Origin of the sequence: Streptomyces sp. NPDC059917, from assembly GCF_042730635.1 — a bacterium.
Lineage (GTDB): Bacteria > Actinomycetota > Actinomycetes > Streptomycetales > Streptomycetaceae > Streptomyces.
In genome coordinates this window covers 43,475-61,463 of sequence record NZ_JBHWLC010000052.1, presented here as the reverse complement: position 1 = coordinate 61,463, position 17,989 = coordinate 43,475, and the positions used below count along the sequence as shown (strand labels likewise).

Genomic DNA, 17,989 nt, shown 5'->3' with positions numbered 1-17,989 from the left:
GAGTTGGTGGGGCGTGCGCGTGAGGTGGGTCTGGCGGCGCTCTCGCACCAGGACCTGCCGTTCGAGCGGCTGGTGGAGGCCCTGAACCCGGGGCGCGCTCCGCACCGGCACCCGCTCTTCCAGACCGTCCTCACCTTCAACAGCGTCACCGGGAGCGCCGACGGCGGAGGCGAGAGCGACGTCGCGTCCGAGGGCGCGGCCAAGTTCGACCTGTCGTTCACGGTGACCGAGCACCACGACGCCGAGGGCGCCGCGGCCGGGCTGACGGTCGCCATCGAGTACGCCACCGATCTCTTCGACCCGTCCACCATCGCCCGGCTGGCGGAGCAGTTCCAGCGCATCCTGCGCAGCGCCGCCGAACACCCCGACACCCGCCTCCACGACATCGACCTGCTGGCCGAACACGAGCGCCGGGCCCTCTTCACCGACTGGAACGGCCCCTCGCGGGACCTGCCCGGCCGCACCCTGCCGGAGCTCTTCGCCGCGCAGGTCGCCCGGACCCCCGACGCCACCGCCGTCGTCTGCGAGAGCGGCACCCTCAGCTACGCCCAGCTCGACACCGCCGCCAACCGCCTGGCCCGCCTCCTGGTGGCCCGGGGGGCGGGCCCGGAGCGCCTGGTCGCACTGGCCGTGCCGCGCTCGGTGGAGACCCTGGTCTCCGTACTGGCGGTGCTCAAGTCCGGGGCGGCGTACCTGCCGATCGACCTCACCCACCCCGGCGAGCGGATCGCCTACACCCTGGCCGACGCCCGACCGCTGTGCGTCCTCACCACCGTCGGGGCGGCCGGACGACTGCCCGACACCGAGCACCCGCTCCTGCTGCTCGACGCGCCGGACACGGCCGCCGCGCTGGCCGCCCTGCCCGCGCACGACCTCACCGACGACGACCGGTCCGCTCCGCTGTCGCTGCGCAACCCGGCCTACGTGATCTACACCTCGGGCTCCACCGGACGCCCCAAGGGCGTCGTCGTCGAGCACCACTCCCTGGACGCCTACCTCGCCTGGGCCCGCGAGGCGTACGCCGGTGTGGCCGGCCGGGCCCTGGTCCACTCGCCGGTCTCCTTCGACCTCACCGTGACCGGCCTGTTCGCCCCGCTGACCAGTGGGGGCGCCGTCCAGCTCATCGAGCTGGACGAGAGCGCGGCCACGGCGGGGGAGTGGGAGCGCCCGACCTTCGTCAAGGCCACGCCGAGCCACCTGGCCCTGCTGACCGCGCTGCCCGAGCGCTTCTCGCCCAGCGAGCAGCTCGTGCTCGGCGGGGAATCGCTGATGGGCGAGGTGCTGGACGAGTGGCGGCGCCACCACCCCGGCGCCACCGTGATCAACGAGTACGGCCCGACCGAGACCACGGTCGGCTGCACCGAGTTCCGCATCGAGCCCGGTGACACCGCGCCCTCCGGCGTGATCACCATCGGGCGCCCGATCTGGAACACCCGGATGTACGTGCTGGACGAGTCCTTCCGGGCGCTGCCGATCGGGGTCGGCGGCGAGCTGTTCATCGCCGGCGACCTGGTGACCCGGGGCTATCTGGGGCGTCCGGGGCTGACGGCGGAGCGGTTCCTGCCGGACCCCTTCGGCGAGCCGGGTGCGCGGATGTACCGCACCGGTGACCTGGGGCGTTGGCAGTACGACGAGCGGGGCGAGGGCCGCCTGGAGTTCCTGGGCCGGACCGACGACCAGATCAAGCTGCGCGGTTTCCGCATCGAACCGGCGGAGATCGAGGCCCACTTCACGGGCCGCGGTGACATCGCGCAGGCCGCGGTGCTGCTGCGCGAGGACAACCCGGGCGATCAGCGCCTGGTCGCCTACCTGGTCCCGGCCACCGACGCCGCCACCGACTCGCCTGTGGTGGTGGACGCGGCGGAGCTGCGCGCGTACGCCGCCGCGCACCTGCCCGCGTACCTGGTGCCCTCCGCCGTGGTCCTGCTGGACACCCTCCCCCTCACCCCCAACGGCAAGCTCGACCGCCGCGCCCTGCCCGCCCCCACCATGACCACCGCCCCCACCAGGGCCCCGCGCACCCCGCGCGAAGAGGTCCTCTGCGGCCTCTTCGCCACCACCCTCGCCGTCGACCACGTCGGCATCGACGACAACTTCTTCGACCTCGGCGGCCACTCCCTGCTCGCCGCCCGACTCACCGCCCGGGTCCGTGAGGAACTCGGCGTCGAGATCGGCCTGCGGGCCCTCTTCGAGACCCCCACCGTGGCCCTGCTGGCCGAGCGGATCGACGCCGACGGCGGCGGCGGATCCTCCGACGGCCTGGGGCAGTTGCTGCCGCTGCGCACCGGCGGCACCCGCGCCCCGCTCTTCGCCGTGCACCCCGGTGGCGGCCTCGGCTGGTGCTACTCGGGCCTGGCCCGCCACCTGGACCGCGACCGGCCGCTCTTCGCCCTCCAGGCCCGCGGTCTCGACGGGACCGGCGAACTGCCCGGCTCTGTCCCCGAGATGGCGGCCGACTACCTGCGCCTGATCCGCGAGGTCCAGCCGGTGGGCCCGTACCACCTGCTCGGCTGGTCCTTCGGCGGCACCGTCGCGCACGAGATGGCGCGCCTGCTCCAGGAGGCGGGCGAGGAGGTCGCCCTGCTGGCGATGCTCGACTCGCACCCGACGGGCCGCTTCCGGCACGCCGGTCGGCCCGGTGCCAAGGAGATCCTCTCCCTCGCACTGGACGGACTCGACCTCGACGAGCTGGACGCCCTCGCCGACACCGCCCCGGCGGACGGTGAGGAGGCACTGGGCGACGGTCTGCCCGGCGCCACGGCCGTGCTGGAGCTGCTGCGGGAGCGCGGCAGCGTGCTGGGCGGCCTGGACCCGGCGGCGCTGGGTCGGCTGGTGCGGGTGACCGCCAACAACATCGCGCTGGCCCAGGGCGAGCGGCCGGGCCGCTACCGGGGGCCCGTGCTCTTCTTCGAAGCCCTGCCGGGCCGGGGCGCCGACGGCACCCCGCTGGCCGAGCTGTGGGCCGCGCACGTGGACGGCCCGGTGGAGAACCACCCGCTGGACATCCCGCACAGCCGCTTCACCACCCCCGAGGCCCTCGCCGAGATCGGCCCGGTGCTCGCCGCCCACCTGCGCTGACCGGCCCGTCCGGGAGGTGACGCGTCCGGCGCCCGGTGTCCGACATCCCGACACCCCGGCGCCGGGCGCGCCACCCCGGCGCAGCCCGCCCCGCTCCGTCCTGCGGGCCCTGCCCCGCCCCGCGCAGCCCCGCGCCGATTTGCCCTGCCCTGACCCGACTTGCGGTCCCCTGTCCGGCACTCGACACCGCCCCCGCCCGGCCCCATGACGTCCCGTCCCGCCGCGGCCTCCGAACGGAGCTCACCCGTGTCCCTGTCCCTCGCCCCGCCCCTGGCGGGCCCGTCATGACCACCTTCGCGCTCGTCTGGGCGGGCCGCCTCGTCACCGCACTCGGATCCAGCATCTCCGGGTTCGCCCTCGGCCTGTGGATCTACCAACAGACCGGTTCCGTCACCCAGTTCGCCACCGGCCTCCTGCTCGCCTTCGCCCCGGGGATGCTGGCCGCGCCGGTCGCCGGGGTGCTGGTGGACCGGCACCGGCGCCGCATCGTACTGCTCTGCGCCGACGCGGTGGCCATGCTCGGAGCGGTGGCCCTGGCCACCGCCCAGGCGACCGGGCACCTGGCCGTCTGGCAGGTGTACGCGGTGATCGTCGTCGAGTCCTGTTGCGCGGCCTTCCAGTGGCCCGCGCTCGCCGCCGCCGTCACCGGCATGGTCCGACCCGAACAGCGCGGCCGGGCCAGCGCGATGACCCAAACAGCCCTGGCCGGAGCCCAGTTGCTGGGTCCGATGCTCGCCGCCGTACTCCTCGGCGCGGGCGGCCTCCGTGCCGTCCTGGTGGTCGACGTCATCTCCTTCGCGCTGGGAGTGCTCACCCTGTTGGTCGCGCGCTTCCCCGAACCGCCCGGCTCACCGAAACGCACCGGCCCGCACGAAGAAGGGCCGGGCTGGCGCGCGGAGTTGACCGAAGGGCGCCGACTGCTCACCAGCCAACCCGGATTGAAGTACCTGCTCCGCCTGGTCACGGTCCTCAACGCGGCCGAGGCCACCGCCACCGCCCTGTTGCTCCCCCTGGTCCTGGCGGCCACCCCCGAGGCGGACCAGAACGCCGCGGTGGCCATGGTCAGCACCGCCGGCGGGCTCGGCCTCGCGGTCAGCAGCATCGCCCTGTCCATCTGGGGAACCCCGCGCCGCCCGTTGGCCTGGGTCACCGCGGCCACCCTCGTGAGCGGCCTCGCGGTGCTCCAGGCCGGGTTCTTCCCGCGCCCGGTCCCGTTGGCGGCGGCAGCCTTCGTCTTCTTCCTCGGCCTACCGGTGGTCAGCAGCTGCGCTCAGGTGCTCTGGCAGTCCGCGGTGGCCGCCGAGGCCCAGGGGCGGGTCTTCGCCCTGCGCCGCATGTTCACCCAAGGCGGCATCCTGCTCGGCTACTTGGTGGCCGGACCGCTCGCCTCGCAGGTGTTCGCCCCGCTGGTGGACCCCGGCGGTCCGCTCGCCGCCACCCTGGGCCGTCTGCTCGGCTCGACCCGCGACCGCGGCAGCGCCCTGCTCCTGTGCTGTACCGGACTGATCCTGGCCGTCACCGCCCTGATCGGGCGCCGCCACACCATCACCGCCCTGCCGGAGCCACCGGACGGGACCGCGGCGCCCACCGGGACCGCGTCAGCCGCGCGGGGCCCGTCACCCGCCGAACCGCACGGCGCGGCGGACGGGACCGGCCCCCCGGTCGCCACGGGCCCTCCGGCCCGCCCCTGAGCGCCTCCTCCTGGCCCGCCGCCCCGTCCCGAAGGCCCGGTCCGCCTAGGCTCGGAGCCAGCGATCCTCCTCCAGCGACCCTCCTCCACCGATCTCCCCCGCACCGATCCGGAGTCACTGTGATCTTCCGCCCCACCCACGCGTCCGACCTCGACCGCCTCCTCCCGCTCATCGTCACCGACGCGGCGGGCGGGATGACCGCCGACACGTACACGACCCGGCTCGCCGCGGGGGAGTACCGCCCCGAGTGGACCTGGGTGGCCGAGGACGGCGCGGGCGGCGCGCCGCTCGCCCTCGCGGTGTGGTGGGGCGGCCCGGACGACGCCCTGCCGAACGCCCTGGACGGCCTCTTCGTCGCCGACCAGGCCGGGCCGCCCGCCGAACACACCGCGTTGGCAGCGGAGTTGCTCGCCGCGGGACACGCGGCCTACGCCGCCGCCGGTGCGGACGCCGCGCCCGACTACCACCTCTCGCTCCCGGGGGACTGGCGCGAACGCCCCGACGTGGTCGCGGCCGTGACCTGGCGTCGGGAGGCGGCCCGGCGCGCGGGGCTCCCGGTGTCCCTGGAGCGGCTGCGCTACGAGTGGACGCCGCGGTGCGGTCTTCCGGAGCCCCGCGGGCGCCTGGTCTTCGCCGCCGAGCCCGACGACGAGGTCTTTGTCGACCTCTTCCGCCGGGTCCTGACGGACAGTCTGGACACGGACTCCACCAAGGAGGCCGCGAGCATGGGCGCGCAGGCCCAGGCCCGCGGCGACGTCGAGTTCTACCGCGACACCATGCCGGGGGAGCGCTCCTGGTGGCGGGTCGCCCGTACGCCCGCGGGCGAGGTCGTCGGCTTCGGCCTCCCCTCCCGCAACCACGCCTTCGCGGTGGTCGGATACCTGGGCGTGGTCCCCGAACACCGGGGTCGCGGGTACGCCGACGAGATCCTCGCCGAGATCACCCGGATCCTGGTGGTCGAGACCGATCCGGAGAAGGTCCGCGCCGACACCGACCTGACGAACGTGCCGATGGCCGCGGCCTTCGAACGGGTGGGCTACCGCAACGACGCCCGCCGCCTGGTGCTGTCCGCGCACTGAGACGCGGGGCCGGCCACCGGCGTGCGAGCGGGTGGCCGAGATCGTGCGTCTATCCGGTGAATATCCTCCCTCGCTTCCATGGGCCCCGTGACGAACGCCGTGGAGAGGGACGACCGAAGATGAGCACCGAAGAGTTGACCGCCGAGGGGCCCGCGGCGCAGGCCGCCGCCGCGACCGAAGCCGAGGCCCGGGCCGCCTTCCTGTCCCGGGCAGGCGGCCCGGCGGTCGGCGCGCGCAGGGTGCTGGAGCGGGCTCCGGCGCTGTTGCCCGGCGCGGTCGACGCCGCCACCACGGACATCGAGGCGGTACTGGGCCACCTCGCCGCCCGCGCGGCGGCGCACCCGGCCGCCGCCGCCCCCGCCGGGTCCGCGCGACCCACCGCCTGGGGCCTCGATCTGGCCACGGGCGGGCTGCGCCGGGTACGCGTCGCCGGGTCCGGCTCCCCGGTGGGCGTCGCGGCGGGCCTGACCTGGGTGGGCGCGCTCGAAGAGGGGCTCGCCCAGCACTGCGCCGCCCTCCTCGCGCGCCGCCTGGAGGTCCCGGGGACCCGGGTGCCCCGGCTGCGCCTCGGCGACGGGGGAGTCGAGGTGCCCCAGGCGCTGCTGCGCGACGCCCGGGCCGCGGGGGAGCCCGTCGCGCACGACCTGACCGAACTGCTCTCCCTGCCCGCCTGCGCCGTCGCGCTCGCCCCGGGCCCCGGGGGCGACGGCCGCGAGGGCGCGTGCGGGACCGTCATCGCCACGGGCGCGACCCTGGCCGACGCGGCCCGCACCGCGCTGGAGCGCGCGCTCGCGCGCCGCCGGGCCCACGAGGCCGGCCGCCAGGTCCCGCGGGCCTTCCCCGCCGTCGGCCGCGAGCGCGAGAGCGACGCCCCCGGTCCGGCCCCCTGCGCCCAGTGGTCCCGTCCGCTGGACGCCCTGCACTCCGCGGGCCACAGCCCGGTCGCGGTGCTGCTGGACCACGACGACCGGCTGAACGAGGTGGTGCCGTACCTGGTCCGGATCGTGCTGTCGGCGAAGTAGCCCCGCCCGTACCGAGACCCGCGCGAGGGCTCAGGCTTCCGGGACGAGGGCCACCGGGGCCTCGGCCTCTGCCGCGGGCGCGTCCGGCGCCGCCAGGCCCGCCCGTTCGGCCAGCGCGCCGCCCTGGAAGCGGCTCTCGGCGCCCAGTTCCTCCAGCAGCTCCGCGATGTGGCGCCGACAGGTGCGCAGCGACATGCCCATCCGGCGTGCGATCACCTCGTCCTTTGCGCCCTCCACCAGCAGCCGCACCAGGGTCCGCCGCAGGCTGTGGCCGACCTCCTTGTACGCGGCTCCGCTGCTGCCCAGGAAGGGGTCCGCGGCGGACCAGTGCTGCTCGAAGACCCGGCACAGGTAGGCCACCACGTCGGGGTCCCGGACCAACACGGCCCCCTCGCCGCTCCCGCCGTCCGAGCGCCGGGGCAGGAACGCCACGCTGCGGTCGAACACGATCGCCCGGTCGGGGAGTTCGGCGGCGGTGCGGTACTCGGCGCCGGCCGCGGTGAGCGTCTCCACGTAGCCCTGGGTGGCCAGGTTGGAGCGGGCCGGGTGCTGGTAGAGCGTGCGCATGCGCACGCCCCGGTCGAGCATCGCCAGGTCCCGCTCGATGGCGTCGCCGAGCCGGTGCGGCGGCCGCCCGCCGCCCGGCTGGATGGTGAAGACCTCCTCCCGGCACCGCGCCGAGTGCTGGGCGAGCAGGGCCGATACGGCGGCCAGGTCGGGCAGCGAGTCGATGCCCTCGCGGCGGGCCTGCTCGTGCCGGGTGGCCCGGTAGCGCGGCATCAGGGAACGCAGGTCGTCCCGGACGGACTGGGCGTGCGCGGCGCTGCGCGCGAGCCGCGCCTCCAGCGGCCCGACCGCCTCCGCCGCGGCGGCGTCCGGGCTGACCGCCATCAGCTCGTCGGGGCTGCCCGGCACCGTGCGCAGGAGCCGCAGCCTGAGCAGGGTGTGGCACGCCCGCTCCGCCTCCTCCGTGCTCAGGCCGAGGTCAGAGGGGACGTCGAGCGGGTGCCGCGGGAGGGCACCCCGCGCCAGGACGTGTTCGAAAACGGCCACGGCGGCCGCGTCCAGTCGCGGCAAGTCGATGAATTCTGTCCCGGTATCGATGCTCGTACCCCCTATGCGGCCCTGCTACTTCCGTGCCCTGCAGGGTATTGCCAGATCACAGCGCTGGACCCACGGGGCGTGGCGTGAGGAGATTCGGGTGTCCGCCACACAAAACCCCTCAGGCGGACATCGCATGGCGAATCCCCCACCGGTGGTGTTCGCGGCCCATGCAACCACCTCCCGACTCAGGAGCCGCACCATGCCCGCAGCCAGCCGCTGCTTCCTCGCCCTCACGGTCCTGTTGGCGTGCGGTGCGTCCGCGCTCACCGTGGGGGACGGGCTCGGACCCGGCGGCGCCGGGCACCGGGACGGATCCGCGGTGGTGACCACGCTCGCGGCCGTTCCCCTGGACACCAGTTGGGGCGACGGGTACGTCGCGCCGCAGCACTGAGTCGTGTGACACCCGGCGGGGTCCCCGGCCCGTGGCGTCCCACCGCGTCCTGTCCGACCCGAAGCGAAAGGCCCCAGAACGTGTCATCCCTGCCTGCGACCCCCTCCCGGTCCGGACACGGGCCCCGAGAAGGGGCCGAGAGCCCGGCGGACCTCGCGCTCCTGCCCGACCTGGTGCGCGCCGTGATCGCCCGGTCCGCGGCGCGGGGCGAGGGTGGCCCGGCGGGGGCCGACGGCGAGGGCGCGGGAACGGTCGACTGGGCCGTGACCCCGGGGGAGTTCTGGTGCCACGTGATGCCGGGCGCGCCGGTCCGGCGCACCCAGGGATGGAAGCTGCACGTCTCGGCCACCCCGCTCGCCGCGCCGCTGGCCCTGGCCCGCGCCGCCGAGGTGCTGGTGGCCCACCGCGCCGCCTTCAAGTTCGCCGGGACACCGGCCCGGGTCGCGGCCCTGGTGTCGGGGCGCTTCGCACGGGGCGGGGGCGGCAAGTTCATCACCGTGTACCCCTCGGACGACGACCAGTTCCGGGTGCTCGCCGAGGAACTCCACCGGGCCACCCTGGGGTTGCCCGGGCCCGCGGTCCTCTCCGACCGCCGCTACCTGCCGGACAGTCAGGTCTCCTACCGCTTCGGGGTCTTCGCCGCAGTCCAGGAACTCACCGCCGACGGCTGCTTCGCCACGCTCCTGACCGATCCCGAGGGGCGCCGGGTGGCCGACGAGCGCAACGCCTGGTTCAGTCCGCCCGCTTGGGCGGGCGACCCCTTCCCGGACCGTGCGAAGGCCCCCGTCCGCAGTGCCGCCACCGCCAAACCGGTCCTGCTCGGCGGCCGGTACCTGGTGCGCGGCGCCATCCAGCACTCCAACAAGGGCGGCGTGTACCGCGCCGAGGACACCGAGACCGGTGCGCAGGTCGTCGTCAAGCAGGCCCGGCCCCACGTGGCCGCCGGTCTGGAGGGGCTCGACGTACGGGACTTGCTGCGCCGGGAGGCAACCCTGTTGGAGCGCTTCGGCAAGGTCGTCCCGGACCGGGTCCCGCGACTGGCCGAGGTGTTCGAGCAGCAGGGCAGCGTGTTCCTGGCGGCGCACACCGTACCCGGCGCCACCCTGCGCCGTACGGTCGCCGAGCGCCTCGTGCGGACCGGCGCGGCCTGCCCGGACGACGCCACGGCCGACTCGCTGGTGCGGCAGCTGATCGAACTGGTCGCCGCCGCCCACGAACTGGGCGTCACCCTGCACGACTTCAACCCGAACAACGTCATGGTCACCCCGGACGACCGGCTGCTGCTGATCGACCTGGAGATGGCGGCCCGCGAGGGCGAGCGCTGGGTCCTGGGGGCCACCCCCGGCTACACCGCCCCCGAACTGCGCGCCGCCCCCCAGGTGGCACCCGCGATGGGCCCCGCCGTCGACCTGTACGCCCTGGGCGCGACCGTCCTGCACGCACTGAGCGGGGCCGACCCGCTGTTCGCGGCGGACCGGCCCGCGGCGGACGCCCGGCCCGACGAGGAACGCCTGGCCCACCTGGTGGAGTTGCTCGCCCGGGACCAGAGCGCGGTGCGCCGCTTCGCCCCGCTGGTCCTCGGGCTGATGCGGGACGAGCCCGCCGAGCGCTGGACGCTGGAGGCGGCCCGTGCCTTCCGCGCGGCGGACCGGCCCGCCGCGCGGAGGGCCGGGGCGCGGACCGCGGTCGGCGAGCCGACCGGCACGCCTGCCGGGCCTCCCGCCGGGGACGTCCGTGCCCGCCTGGTGCACGACGGCGTGGCCCACCTCCTGGCCACCGCCGGTCCGCAGGACGCCGACCGGCTCTGGCCCTCCGACACCTTCGGCGTGACCTGCGACCCGGTGGCCGTGCAACACGGTTCGGCCGGTGGGGTGGCCGTACTCGCCCGGGCCCTCGGCGGCTGGGACGACCACTTCCGCGGTGCGCCGGACGGGCCGGGCGCCCTAACCCGGGAGACCCTGCGCGAGGGGCTGCGCACCGCCGCGCTGTGGACGGCCGACCGGCAGGAGGCCCTGCCCTGGATCCTGCCCGGACTGCACTTCGGCCGCTCCGGCACGGCCTGGGCGCTGCTCGACGCCGCGGGGGCGCTGGACGACCCGGCCCTGGCCGGGCGGGCCTCCGCGCTCGCCCTCAAGCTGCCGGTCGAGTGGCCCAATCCCGACGTCTGCCACGGCGCCGCCGGATCCGGCCTGGCCCAGCTGCACTTCTGGCGCACCACCGGCGACCCGCGCTTCCTGGAGCGGACCGCCCGGGTCGCCGAGGGACTGCTCACGGCGGCCCGGCACACCCCCGAGGGCATCTTCTGGCCGGTGCCGGAGGACTTCGACTCCGGGCTGGCGGGAGCCTGGCACTACGGCTTCGCCCACGGCGTCGCCGGAGTCGCCACCTTCCTGCTGCTCGCCGCCGAAGCCACCGGTGAGGACCGCTTCCTGAAGGCGGCCGTCGAGGCGGGGACCACCTTGACGACCGCCGCCCGCAAGGGGCCGGCGGGCACGATGTGGCCGGTGGACCGGGCCCGGCACCTCGCCGGTTCGCCCGACCTCGCCCGGCACTGGTGCAACGGCTCCTCCGGGGTCGCCACCTTCCTGGTCCGGCTCTGGGCGGCGACCGGCGGGACCGACGACGTCACCCGCGGCCTGGTCGAGGGCGCGGCCCTCGCCGTACGGGCCGGGCGGTTCGGGGACTCGCCCGCCGCGTGCCACGGGCTGGCGGGCAACGCCGAGTTCCTGCTCGACGCCGCCGAGCTGACGGGCGACGAGGAGCACCGGGCGGGCGCGGAACTGCTGGTCGAGCACCTGGCGGCGCAGGCGGTCCTGCGCGACGGCCGGCTGCTGGTGCCCGACGACAACCGCAAGGGCGTGCTCGCCGAGTACGCCACCGGATTGGCCGGGAGCCTCTCGCTGCTGCTGCGGATGCGCTCCGGCGGGCCGCGCGCCTGGCTGCCCGAGGGCGCGCGCACCCACCTCTGAACTTCCGGTGGCCGCCGGCCACCGGTAGCCGGTCCGCACGGACCGGTACACCTCCCACCAGAAGGAGCCCATCATGATGGAGCACGACATCGACGCCCTGCAGGTCCTCCCCGCCGACCTCGCCACCGAGGACCTGGGCGAGGAGCACGCTGCGGCGCTCATCACCGGCTGCCGCATCCACTTCAGCGGCTGCTGACGTCGGTAGCGACTGAACGGCGGGCCCCGGGCCCGTGCAGAAGGAGGGGACCAGCCCGGGGGGCTGGTCCCCTCCTCGGCGTGCTGGGCCGCCCACTAAACCGCTGGTCAAGGGCGTACGGCTGTGGCAGGTTCGGCATGTGACAGCTCATGAGACCTTCCCCGCCGACGGCCTGGAGATCAGCACCCTCGCCGAGCGCCCGGAACTGACCGGCCGGCTCTACGAGATCGCCGACGACTGGCCCGCCTTCATCCCGTACGAGCCGGTCGCCGGAGCCCTGCTGAGCCGGGTCGCCGAGGAGTTCCCGCAGTACTGCGTCGTTGCCACCGACGGCGACCGCGTCGTGGCCCGGGGCTTCGGCGTGCCCTTCGACGCGGCGTCGGACGGCCGCGAGGAGATGCCGGACCAGGGGTGGGACCGGGTGTTGGTGTGGGCGATGCGCGACCGGCGCGGTGGCGCCGCCGTGACCGCGGCCAGTGCGCTGGAGATCACCGTGGACCGCGAGTACCTCGGCCGCGGACTCTCCCACCGCATGCTGGCGGCCCTGCGCGGCGCGGCCGGGGCCCAGGGGCACCGGGACTTCCTCGCCCCGGTCCGGCCGAACGCCAAGCACCTGCGACCGCACCTGCCCATGGCCGAGTACGTCCGCCTCGTGCGCGAGGACGGGCTGCCGCAGGACCCGTGGCTGCGCGTGCACGTGCGCGCGGGCGGCGTCATCGAACGGATCGCCCCGGCGTCGATGACGGTCAGCGGCTCGCTGGACCAGTGGCGCCGGTGGACCGGCCTCCCGCTCGACCGGGACGGCGCGGTGGAGGTGCCCGGCGCACTCGTCCCGCTGCGCTGCGACGCCGCGCACGGGTACGCGGTCTACGTCGAGCCCAACGTGTGGGTCCGGCACGGGACGGGACCCGCCGCGGCCGAGGGCGCCTGACGCGCCACCGGCTCGGGTACGGGTCCCGCCCCGCCTGGGGTCAGAAGCGGTCCGGCGCCGGCAGCGGGAGGAGCGGCGCGGCCCGGCGCCCGTCCGGGGGCGGCGTACCGGCCCGGCAGTTCACGTCCCGCGCCGGGAGCCGCCCCGTGGCCAGATAGCCGGTCACGGTCGCGGTCACGCAGGAGTCGGGGTCGGCCAGGTACACGCCGTGGCCCTCGCCGCCCAGCGCCAGCACCATCCGCGAGCCCTTGAGCGCCCGGTGCAGCCCCTTGCCGCTGACCAGCGGGGTCTGGGAGTCCCATTCGTTCTGCACGGTCAGGACGTTCGCCCGGGTCCCCATCGGGGTCACCGCCTCCCGGGGCCGCTGCCAGAAGGCGCACGGCTTGATGTTGGAGGAGAAGTCGCCGTACAGAGGGTAGGCGGCCTTGTCCCGGACCGCGTCGCGCCGGTACTGCTCGGGGTCGCGCGGCCAGTTGCCGCCGTCCCCGCAGATCACCGACCAGAAGACGGCCAGGCCGTTGTCGGAGGCCGGCTCGCCCGCCGCGGACCGTGCGCCGGCGAGCGCGTCCCGCAGGGAGGGGGCGGACACGGGCGGCGGCGTCCCGTCGGCCGCCGCCTTGACCGCGGCGACCAACGGGGCGGCCCGCGCGGGGGAGAAGAACACCGCGCGGGCGGACCGGATCGTGTCACCGGTCAGCTTCTCGCCCTGGAACTCGATGGGGTCGCGGTCGGCCCGTGCCACCAGGGCCCAGAAGGTGGCGGAGACCGCTGCGGGCGAGGCGCCCAAGTGGTACGTCGCGTCGCGCTCGGCCGTCCACCGCGTCCACCGCGCGAACGCGGGCTCGGCCTCGGTCGCCCAGGTCTGCAGCGCGCCCCGCCACACGCGTTGCGGGTCCACCCCGCTGTCCAGGACGAAGCGGTCGGTGCGGTGCGGGAAGAGCTGCGTGTACACCGCGCCGAGGTAGGTCCCGTAGGAGTAGCCGAGGTAGGAGATCTTCCGCTCGCCCAGGGCCGCGCGGATGGCGTCCATGTCGCGGGCGGTGTCGCGGGTGGTGAGGTACGGCAGGACCGCCCCCGCCGTGCGCCGGCACTTGTCGGCGACCGTGCGCGCCCACGCGACGTCGGAGGCGAAGGTCTCGGGGTGGTACGGCCGGTCGATGCCCTGCTCGGCCTCGCTCAGTCCGCAGCTGACCGGGCTGCTCGCCCCGACGCCGCGCGGGTCGAAGCCGATCAGGTCGTACTGGTCGCGCACCTCCGCGGGCAGGACCTCCCGCAGGTCCGGCGGCAGACCCAGCCCGGAATCGCCCGGCCCGCCCGGGTTGATCAGCAGGACGCCGCGCCGCGCGGCGGGCTTCTCGCTCCTGACCCGGGAGATCGCGAGGTCGAGGGACGGGCCCCGGGGGCGTTCGTGGTCGAGCGGGACCTTGAGGGTCGCGCACTCGAAGGTGGCCGGGCGGTCCGCGGCGCAGCGGTGCCAGGCGGGAGGGGCGGGCCGCGGGTCGGCGGCGCTCGCCCCGGTCGCGGACAGGAGCGGGACGGTGGTGGCGAGGAGTCCGGCGGCGGCGAGCAGGGGCGCGAGACGTTTCGTGCGCACGAGGAGCCGTTCCTTTCGGAGGAGTCGGTTCCCTGCCACCCTGGCGTACGGGCCGAGCGGGCGAATCATCCCGGAGCGTCGGTCCGTATCCACCGTGCGAACGAGCCGGTATCAGGACAAGTGACCGGAATCCGGCGGTGGTTGGAGGGGTGACCGGGGCGTGTTCCCCCTGGACTACCAGCTCGGACCGCCCGGGACGGCGCGCCACCCGCCGTTCCCGTGCGCTTTCACCCGTCCCGGTGGAACCCGCGGCGGTCGGCGCAGGGAGAACCGATTCGCTGCCGGGGCGTCGGCGTACGGTCCGCCGTGACCCCCCGCCGATCTTGAGGAGACCTTCCGTGAAGCTTCGCAGCGCCGTCACCGCCGGCCTGGCCGGGCTGGTGCTCGCCCTGGCCGTCCCCGGCTCCGCCTTCGCCGCGACCGGCGACTTCAGCTACACCTTCACCGACGACCGCGACGAGGTGCTGACCGTCGCCCTGCACGACCCGCGCAGCGAGGAGTGCGTCAACCTGCCCTACGTCGGCAGCAATTGGGTCGAGCCGGGCCACACGCCCCACAACGCGACGGACGAGGCGGTGACCGTCTTCCTCGGCGCCGACTGCACCGGCCCGCAGTGGAAGCTGCGCGCCCACGGCAAGCCGGCCACCGAGAACCTGAAGGTCCGCTCCGTGTACTTCCACGGCCGCCCGAGCTGACCCGCTCCGGCCCCGCTCCCCCCCGCCGCCCGCGCGGCCGGCGGGGGGAGCGGGTCCGGCTCCCGTTCCCGTTGCGGACATAATGTCGGTCCGGATCATGAGGGAAGGAACGCCGATGAGCGACGGGGACGACACGGTCCTGGTGACCACCGAGGGCCGCACCGGCCGGATCACCCTCAACCGACCCGGAGCCCTCAACTCCCTCACCCGCCCCATGGTGCTGCGCATCGACGCGGCACTGACCGCCTGGGAGCACGACCCCCGGGTCCCCCAGGTGCTCGTCGCCGGGGCGGGGGAGCGCGGCCTGTGCGCGGGCGGCGACATCCGGGCGATCCACGCCGACGCCCGTGCGGGCGGCACGGCCTCGGTGGACTTCTGGCGCGACGAGTACCGGCTCAACGCCCGGATCGCCCGCTACCCCAAGCCGTACGTCGCCCTGATGGACGGCATCGTGATGGGCGGCGGCGTCGGGATCTCCGCCCACGGCGGCGTCCGCATCGTTACCGAACGCTCCCGCGTGGCCATGCCCGAGACCGGCATCGGCTTCGTCCCCGACGTCGGCGGCACCCACCTGCTGGCCCGGGCGCCGGGGGAGCTGGGCACCCACCTCGCGCTCACCGGCGCGGCGGTCGGCGCGGCCGACGCGCTGCTGTGCGGGCTCGCCGACCACTTCGTCCCCGCGGCGCTGCTGCCGGAACTGGCCGCGGACCTCGCCGCCGCGCCCGTGGCCGACGTACTGCCCCGGTACGCCGTCCCCGCCCCGGAGGGCGAGCTGGCGGGGCAGCGGGAGTGGATCGACACCTGCTACGCCGCGGACACGGTCGAGGCGATCGTCGAGCGGCTGTTCCGGCACGGCGACCCCGGGGCCAAGCAGACCGCCGAGACGATCCTGGCCAAGTCCCCGACCGCGCTCAAGGTCACCCTGGCCTCCGTCCGCCGGGCCCGCGCCCTCGGCTCGCTGGAGCGGGTGCTGGAGCAGGAGTTCCGCGTGTCCTGCGTCGCCCTGCGCTCGCCCGACCTGGTGGAGGGCATCCGGGCCCAGGTCATCGACAAGGACCGCACGCCCCACTGGTCCCCGGCCGAGCTGGCCGGGGTGTCCGACGCGGACGTGGAGCGGTACTTCGCCCCGCTCGGCGCCGACCGCGAGCCGGGCCCGGACACCCCCCGGTGAGCCGTACCGATCAGCGGTAGCCGGTGACGTCGGCCGGGCGCCCCGGGTCCTGTACCTCGACCATGTACCGCCAGGCGTCGGGACGGCTCCCGTCGAGGTCCGTGAAGCCGTACACCCCGGCCAACTGGCCGCTGGAGAGCGACTGCCCGTTCCAACGCGCGCGCTCGGGGTCGGCGGCCAGCGCCGCCACCGCCCGGCCCACGTACGACGGGGTCTCCGAGATCGCGAAGTGGGGCTGCTTCTCGAGGGCGTCCCGCCAGGTCGCCTCCGTCACCTCGAAGGCGTCGAGCATGATCTCCGAGCGCATCCAGCCCGGAGTGAGCGCCACCGCGCTCGCCCCGCGCGGCCCCAGCTCGTGCCCGAGCGCGAACGCCATCCGCAGCACGGACGACTTGGCCAGATCGTAGAAGAAGGAGTTCCGGTAGCGGCTCGCGTTGTACTCCGCCGTGCCGTCCGTCATCTCCACCACCAGCCCGCCCGGCTCGCGCAGCAGCAGCGGCGCCGCGAAGTGGCTGGTGACGGCGTGGGTCTCGACCGCGAGCCGCAGCAGCCGCAGCCCGTTGTCCAGATCGTGCTCCCACACCGGGCTCTCCCACTCGAAGAGCTGCTCGGCGCCCCAGATGTCGTTGACGAGCACGTCCAGTCGGCCCTGCTCGGCGTCGATCCGGCCGACCACCGCCTCGACCTGCTCCGGCACCAGGTGGTCCGCGACGATCGCGATGCCCGTGCCGCCGGCCGCCGTGACCAGCTCGGCGGTCTCCTCGATGGTCTCGGGGCGGTCGTACTCCGAACGCCTGCCCCGGGTGCTGCGCCCCGTCACGTACACGGTGGCGCCGCGCGCCCCCAGTTCCACGGCGATGCCCCGACCCGCGCCCCGGGTCGCCCCCGCGACGAGGGCGACCCTTCCCGTCAGCGCGCCGGGCGCCGATGCCAGTGATTGCGTCATGCGGGGAGCCTACGGCGCTCCGGCGCCGAGGGCCTCGATGATTTCGGCGGTCGAACCGACCCGGCCCAGGCGCGGGAAGATCTTGCCGAAGGAGTGCGCGTGCGAGTCCGCGTCCGTGTCGGTGGTGGCGTCCTCGGCGAAGACCACGTCGTAGCTGTGCTCCCAGGCCGACCGGGCCGTGGATTCGACACCGATGCTGGTGGAGATGCCCGCGAGGACGATCCGGGTGATCCCGCGACGGCGCAGTTGGAGGTCCAGCTCCGTGCCGGTGAAGGCGCCCCAGTGGCGCTTGGTGATGCGGATGTCGCCCTCGGCGGCGAGCGCGGGCGAGATCTCGCTGAAGGCGGCGGGCGGGGCGGCGAGCGGACCGGGGCGGTCGGTCGCGGCGGCCGGCAGGTCGCCGCCGTCGGCGGACCAGGCGACGTTGACCAGGACCACCGGGAGCCGCGCGGCGCGGAAGGCCCGGGCGAGTTCGACGGACCTGGCGAGGACCTCGTCGGAGGGGCGTGGTGCGGTCGGCAGGGCCAGGATGCCCTGCTGGAGGTCGATCAGGACGAGGGCGGTGTGCGCGTCCAGTGACAGGTCGCTCATGAGGGTCTCGGTTCCTTCTCGTGGTCGGGGATCGGTCGGGTGGCCGACGGCGCTCAGCTTTCGGCGAGCCGTTTGAGCAGGCCGATCGCCTCGCGCAGGGTCGCGCGCTCGGGCTCGCTGAGGCGCTCGGCCAGCAGTTCGGCGAGGCGTTCGTACCCGGCCTCCCTGCGCTCGCGGACGGTGTCACGGCCGCTCTCGGTCAGCGCGATGATCTGCCGCCGCCCGTCGGTGGGGTCGGCGCTGCGCTCGACGTATCCGGCCGCGCGCAGCGCGTTGACCGTGGCGATCATCGACTGCGGTCGGATCCGTTCGGCCCGGGCCAGCTCGGCGGCGGTCGCGGGGCCGCAGCGGTCGAGCTGCTTGAGCGCCGCCACCTGCGACAACGACAACCCTTCGGAGGTCGCGACCCGCATCTGGCGCACCACCATGCGCACGGCGAGCTGGAGGTCCTCGGCGGTCTCCCGCAGTTCCCGCAGCTCCCGCTGTTCGTCAGCCATGCCGCAACCGTAGGTGATCGACAGGTAAACTGGC

15 protein-coding genes are annotated in these 17,989 nt (G+C 75.2%); 10 read left to right on the top strand and 5 right to left on the bottom strand.

The window, feature by feature from the left end:
• From ACFWAR_RS26755 to ACFWAR_RS26740, 4 genes are all read left to right on the top strand, one after another.
• On the top strand, positions 1 to 3,078 hold a 3,078-nt coding region (locus ACFWAR_RS26755; RefSeq protein WP_385782045.1), incomplete at its 5' end, for an amino acid adenylation domain-containing protein.
• Positions 3,079 to 3,362: 284 nt separating this feature from the next.
• Positions 3,363 to 4,769, top strand: a complete 1,407-nt coding sequence (locus ACFWAR_RS26750; RefSeq protein ID WP_385782043.1) for an MFS transporter — start codon at positions 3,363 to 3,365, stop codon at positions 4,767 to 4,769.
• A gap of 119 nt (positions 4,770 to 4,888) precedes the next feature.
• The gene (locus tag ACFWAR_RS26745; protein WP_385782041.1) at positions 4,889 to 5,848 is read left to right on the top strand and encodes a GNAT family N-acetyltransferase; all 960 of its coding nucleotides are present in this window, start codon (positions 4,889 to 4,891) and stop codon (positions 5,846 to 5,848) included.
• A gap of 119 nt (positions 5,849 to 5,967) precedes the next feature.
• Complete coding sequence (locus ACFWAR_RS26740; protein WP_385782038.1) at positions 5,968 to 6,870, top strand: hypothetical protein; 903 nt, start codon at positions 5,968 to 5,970, stop codon at positions 6,868 to 6,870.
• A 30-nt stretch (positions 6,871 to 6,900) separates the two neighbouring features.
• On the opposite strand, the gene ACFWAR_RS26735 is transcribed toward ACFWAR_RS26740, so the two are convergent.
• Positions 6,901 to 7,947, bottom strand: coding sequence for a hypothetical protein (locus ACFWAR_RS26735; RefSeq protein WP_385782035.1), 1,047 nt, complete (start codon positions 7,945 to 7,947; stop codon positions 6,901 to 6,903).
• Between the two features lie 226 nt (positions 7,948 to 8,173).
• On the opposite strand from ACFWAR_RS26735, the gene ACFWAR_RS26730 reads away from it, so the two are divergent.
• The 4 genes from ACFWAR_RS26730 to ACFWAR_RS26715 all read left to right on the top strand — a co-directional run bounded on the left by ACFWAR_RS26730 (position 8,174) and on the right by ACFWAR_RS26715 (position 12,461).
• Positions 8,174 to 8,365: a hypothetical protein gene (locus ACFWAR_RS26730; RefSeq protein ID WP_385782032.1), complete on the top strand. Its 192-nt coding sequence runs from the start codon at positions 8,174 to 8,176 to the stop codon at positions 8,363 to 8,365.
• 80 nt (positions 8,366 to 8,445) lie between these two features.
• A complete protein-coding gene (lanL, locus tag ACFWAR_RS26725; RefSeq protein ID WP_385782030.1) occupies positions 8,446 to 11,334 on the top strand; it encodes a class IV lanthionine synthetase LanL in 2,889 nt (962 codons plus the stop codon).
• Between the two features lie 73 nt (positions 11,335 to 11,407).
• Positions 11,408 to 11,530 (top strand): ALQxL family class IV lanthipeptide, encoded by a 123-nt coding sequence (locus ACFWAR_RS26720; protein ID WP_385782027.1) that lies wholly within the window; start codon positions 11,408 to 11,410, stop codon positions 11,528 to 11,530.
• Between the two features lie 139 nt (positions 11,531 to 11,669).
• Positions 11,670 to 12,461 carry an N-acetyltransferase gene (locus ACFWAR_RS26715; protein ID WP_385782024.1) on the top strand — a complete coding sequence of 264 codons (792 nt, stop codon included), beginning with the start codon at positions 11,670 to 11,672 and terminating at the stop codon, positions 12,459 to 12,461.
• A gap of 40 nt (positions 12,462 to 12,501) precedes the next feature.
• On the opposite strand, the gene ACFWAR_RS26710 is transcribed toward ACFWAR_RS26715, so the two are convergent.
• Positions 12,502 to 14,055, bottom strand: a complete 1,554-nt coding sequence (locus ACFWAR_RS26710) for an alpha/beta hydrolase (protein WP_385782021.1) — start codon at positions 14,053 to 14,055, stop codon at positions 12,502 to 12,504.
• 338 nt (positions 14,056 to 14,393) lie between these two features.
• Between ACFWAR_RS26710 and ACFWAR_RS26705 the strand changes: the two genes are divergently transcribed.
• Positions 14,394 to 14,750 (top strand): hypothetical protein, encoded by a 357-nt coding sequence (locus ACFWAR_RS26705; RefSeq protein ID WP_385782019.1) that lies wholly within the window; start codon positions 14,394 to 14,396, stop codon positions 14,748 to 14,750.
• 115 nt (positions 14,751 to 14,865) lie between these two features.
• Complete coding sequence (locus ACFWAR_RS26700; RefSeq protein ID WP_385782016.1) at positions 14,866 to 15,921, top strand: enoyl-CoA hydratase/isomerase family protein; 1,056 nt, start codon at positions 14,866 to 14,868, stop codon at positions 15,919 to 15,921.
• A gap of 10 nt (positions 15,922 to 15,931) precedes the next feature.
• Here ACFWAR_RS26700 and ACFWAR_RS26695 read toward each other — a convergent pair whose 3' ends face one another.
• The 3 genes from ACFWAR_RS26695 to ACFWAR_RS26685 are packed head-to-tail and all read right to left on the bottom strand — an operon-like array spanning position 15,932 to position 17,955.
• A complete protein-coding gene (locus ACFWAR_RS26695; protein WP_385782013.1) occupies positions 15,932 to 16,867 on the bottom strand; it encodes an SDR family oxidoreductase in 936 nt (311 codons plus the stop codon).
• A gap of 9 nt (positions 16,868 to 16,876) precedes the next feature.
• Positions 16,877 to 17,458 carry a hydrolase gene (locus ACFWAR_RS26690; RefSeq protein WP_385782010.1) on the bottom strand — a complete coding sequence of 194 codons (582 nt, stop codon included), beginning with the start codon at positions 17,456 to 17,458 and terminating at the stop codon, positions 16,877 to 16,879.
• A 53-nt stretch (positions 17,459 to 17,511) separates the two neighbouring features.
• Positions 17,512 to 17,955, bottom strand: coding sequence for a MarR family winged helix-turn-helix transcriptional regulator (locus ACFWAR_RS26685; protein WP_385782007.1), 444 nt, complete (start codon positions 17,953 to 17,955; stop codon positions 17,512 to 17,514).
• Positions 17,956 to 17,989 lie beyond the last annotated feature (34 nt).

Bases quoted from the DNA above. Each gene is read 5' to 3' on its own strand.
- ACFWAR_RS26695 (WP_385782013.1), bottom strand. From the start codon at position 16,867: ATGACGCAATCACTGGCATCGGCGCCCGGCGCGCTGACGGGAAGGGTC.
- ACFWAR_RS26685 (WP_385782007.1), bottom strand. From the start codon at position 17,955: ATGGCTGACGAACAGCGGGAGCTGCGGGAACTGCGGGAGACCGCCGAG.
- ACFWAR_RS26700 (WP_385782016.1), top strand. From the start codon at position 14,866: ATGAGCGACGGGGACGACACGGTCCTGGTGACCACCGAGGGCCGCACC.
- ACFWAR_RS26690 (WP_385782010.1), bottom strand. From the start codon at position 17,458: ATGAGCGACCTGTCACTGGACGCGCACACCGCCCTCGTCCTGATCGAC.
- ACFWAR_RS26720 (WP_385782027.1), top strand. From the start codon at position 11,408: ATGATGGAGCACGACATCGACGCCCTGCAGGTCCTCCCCGCCGACCTC.
- ACFWAR_RS26750 (WP_385782043.1), top strand. From the start codon at position 3,363: ATGACCACCTTCGCGCTCGTCTGGGCGGGCCGCCTCGTCACCGCACTC.
- ACFWAR_RS26730 (WP_385782032.1), top strand. From the start codon at position 8,174: ATGCCCGCAGCCAGCCGCTGCTTCCTCGCCCTCACGGTCCTGTTGGCG.
- ACFWAR_RS26740 (WP_385782038.1), top strand. From the start codon at position 5,968: ATGAGCACCGAAGAGTTGACCGCCGAGGGGCCCGCGGCGCAGGCCGCC.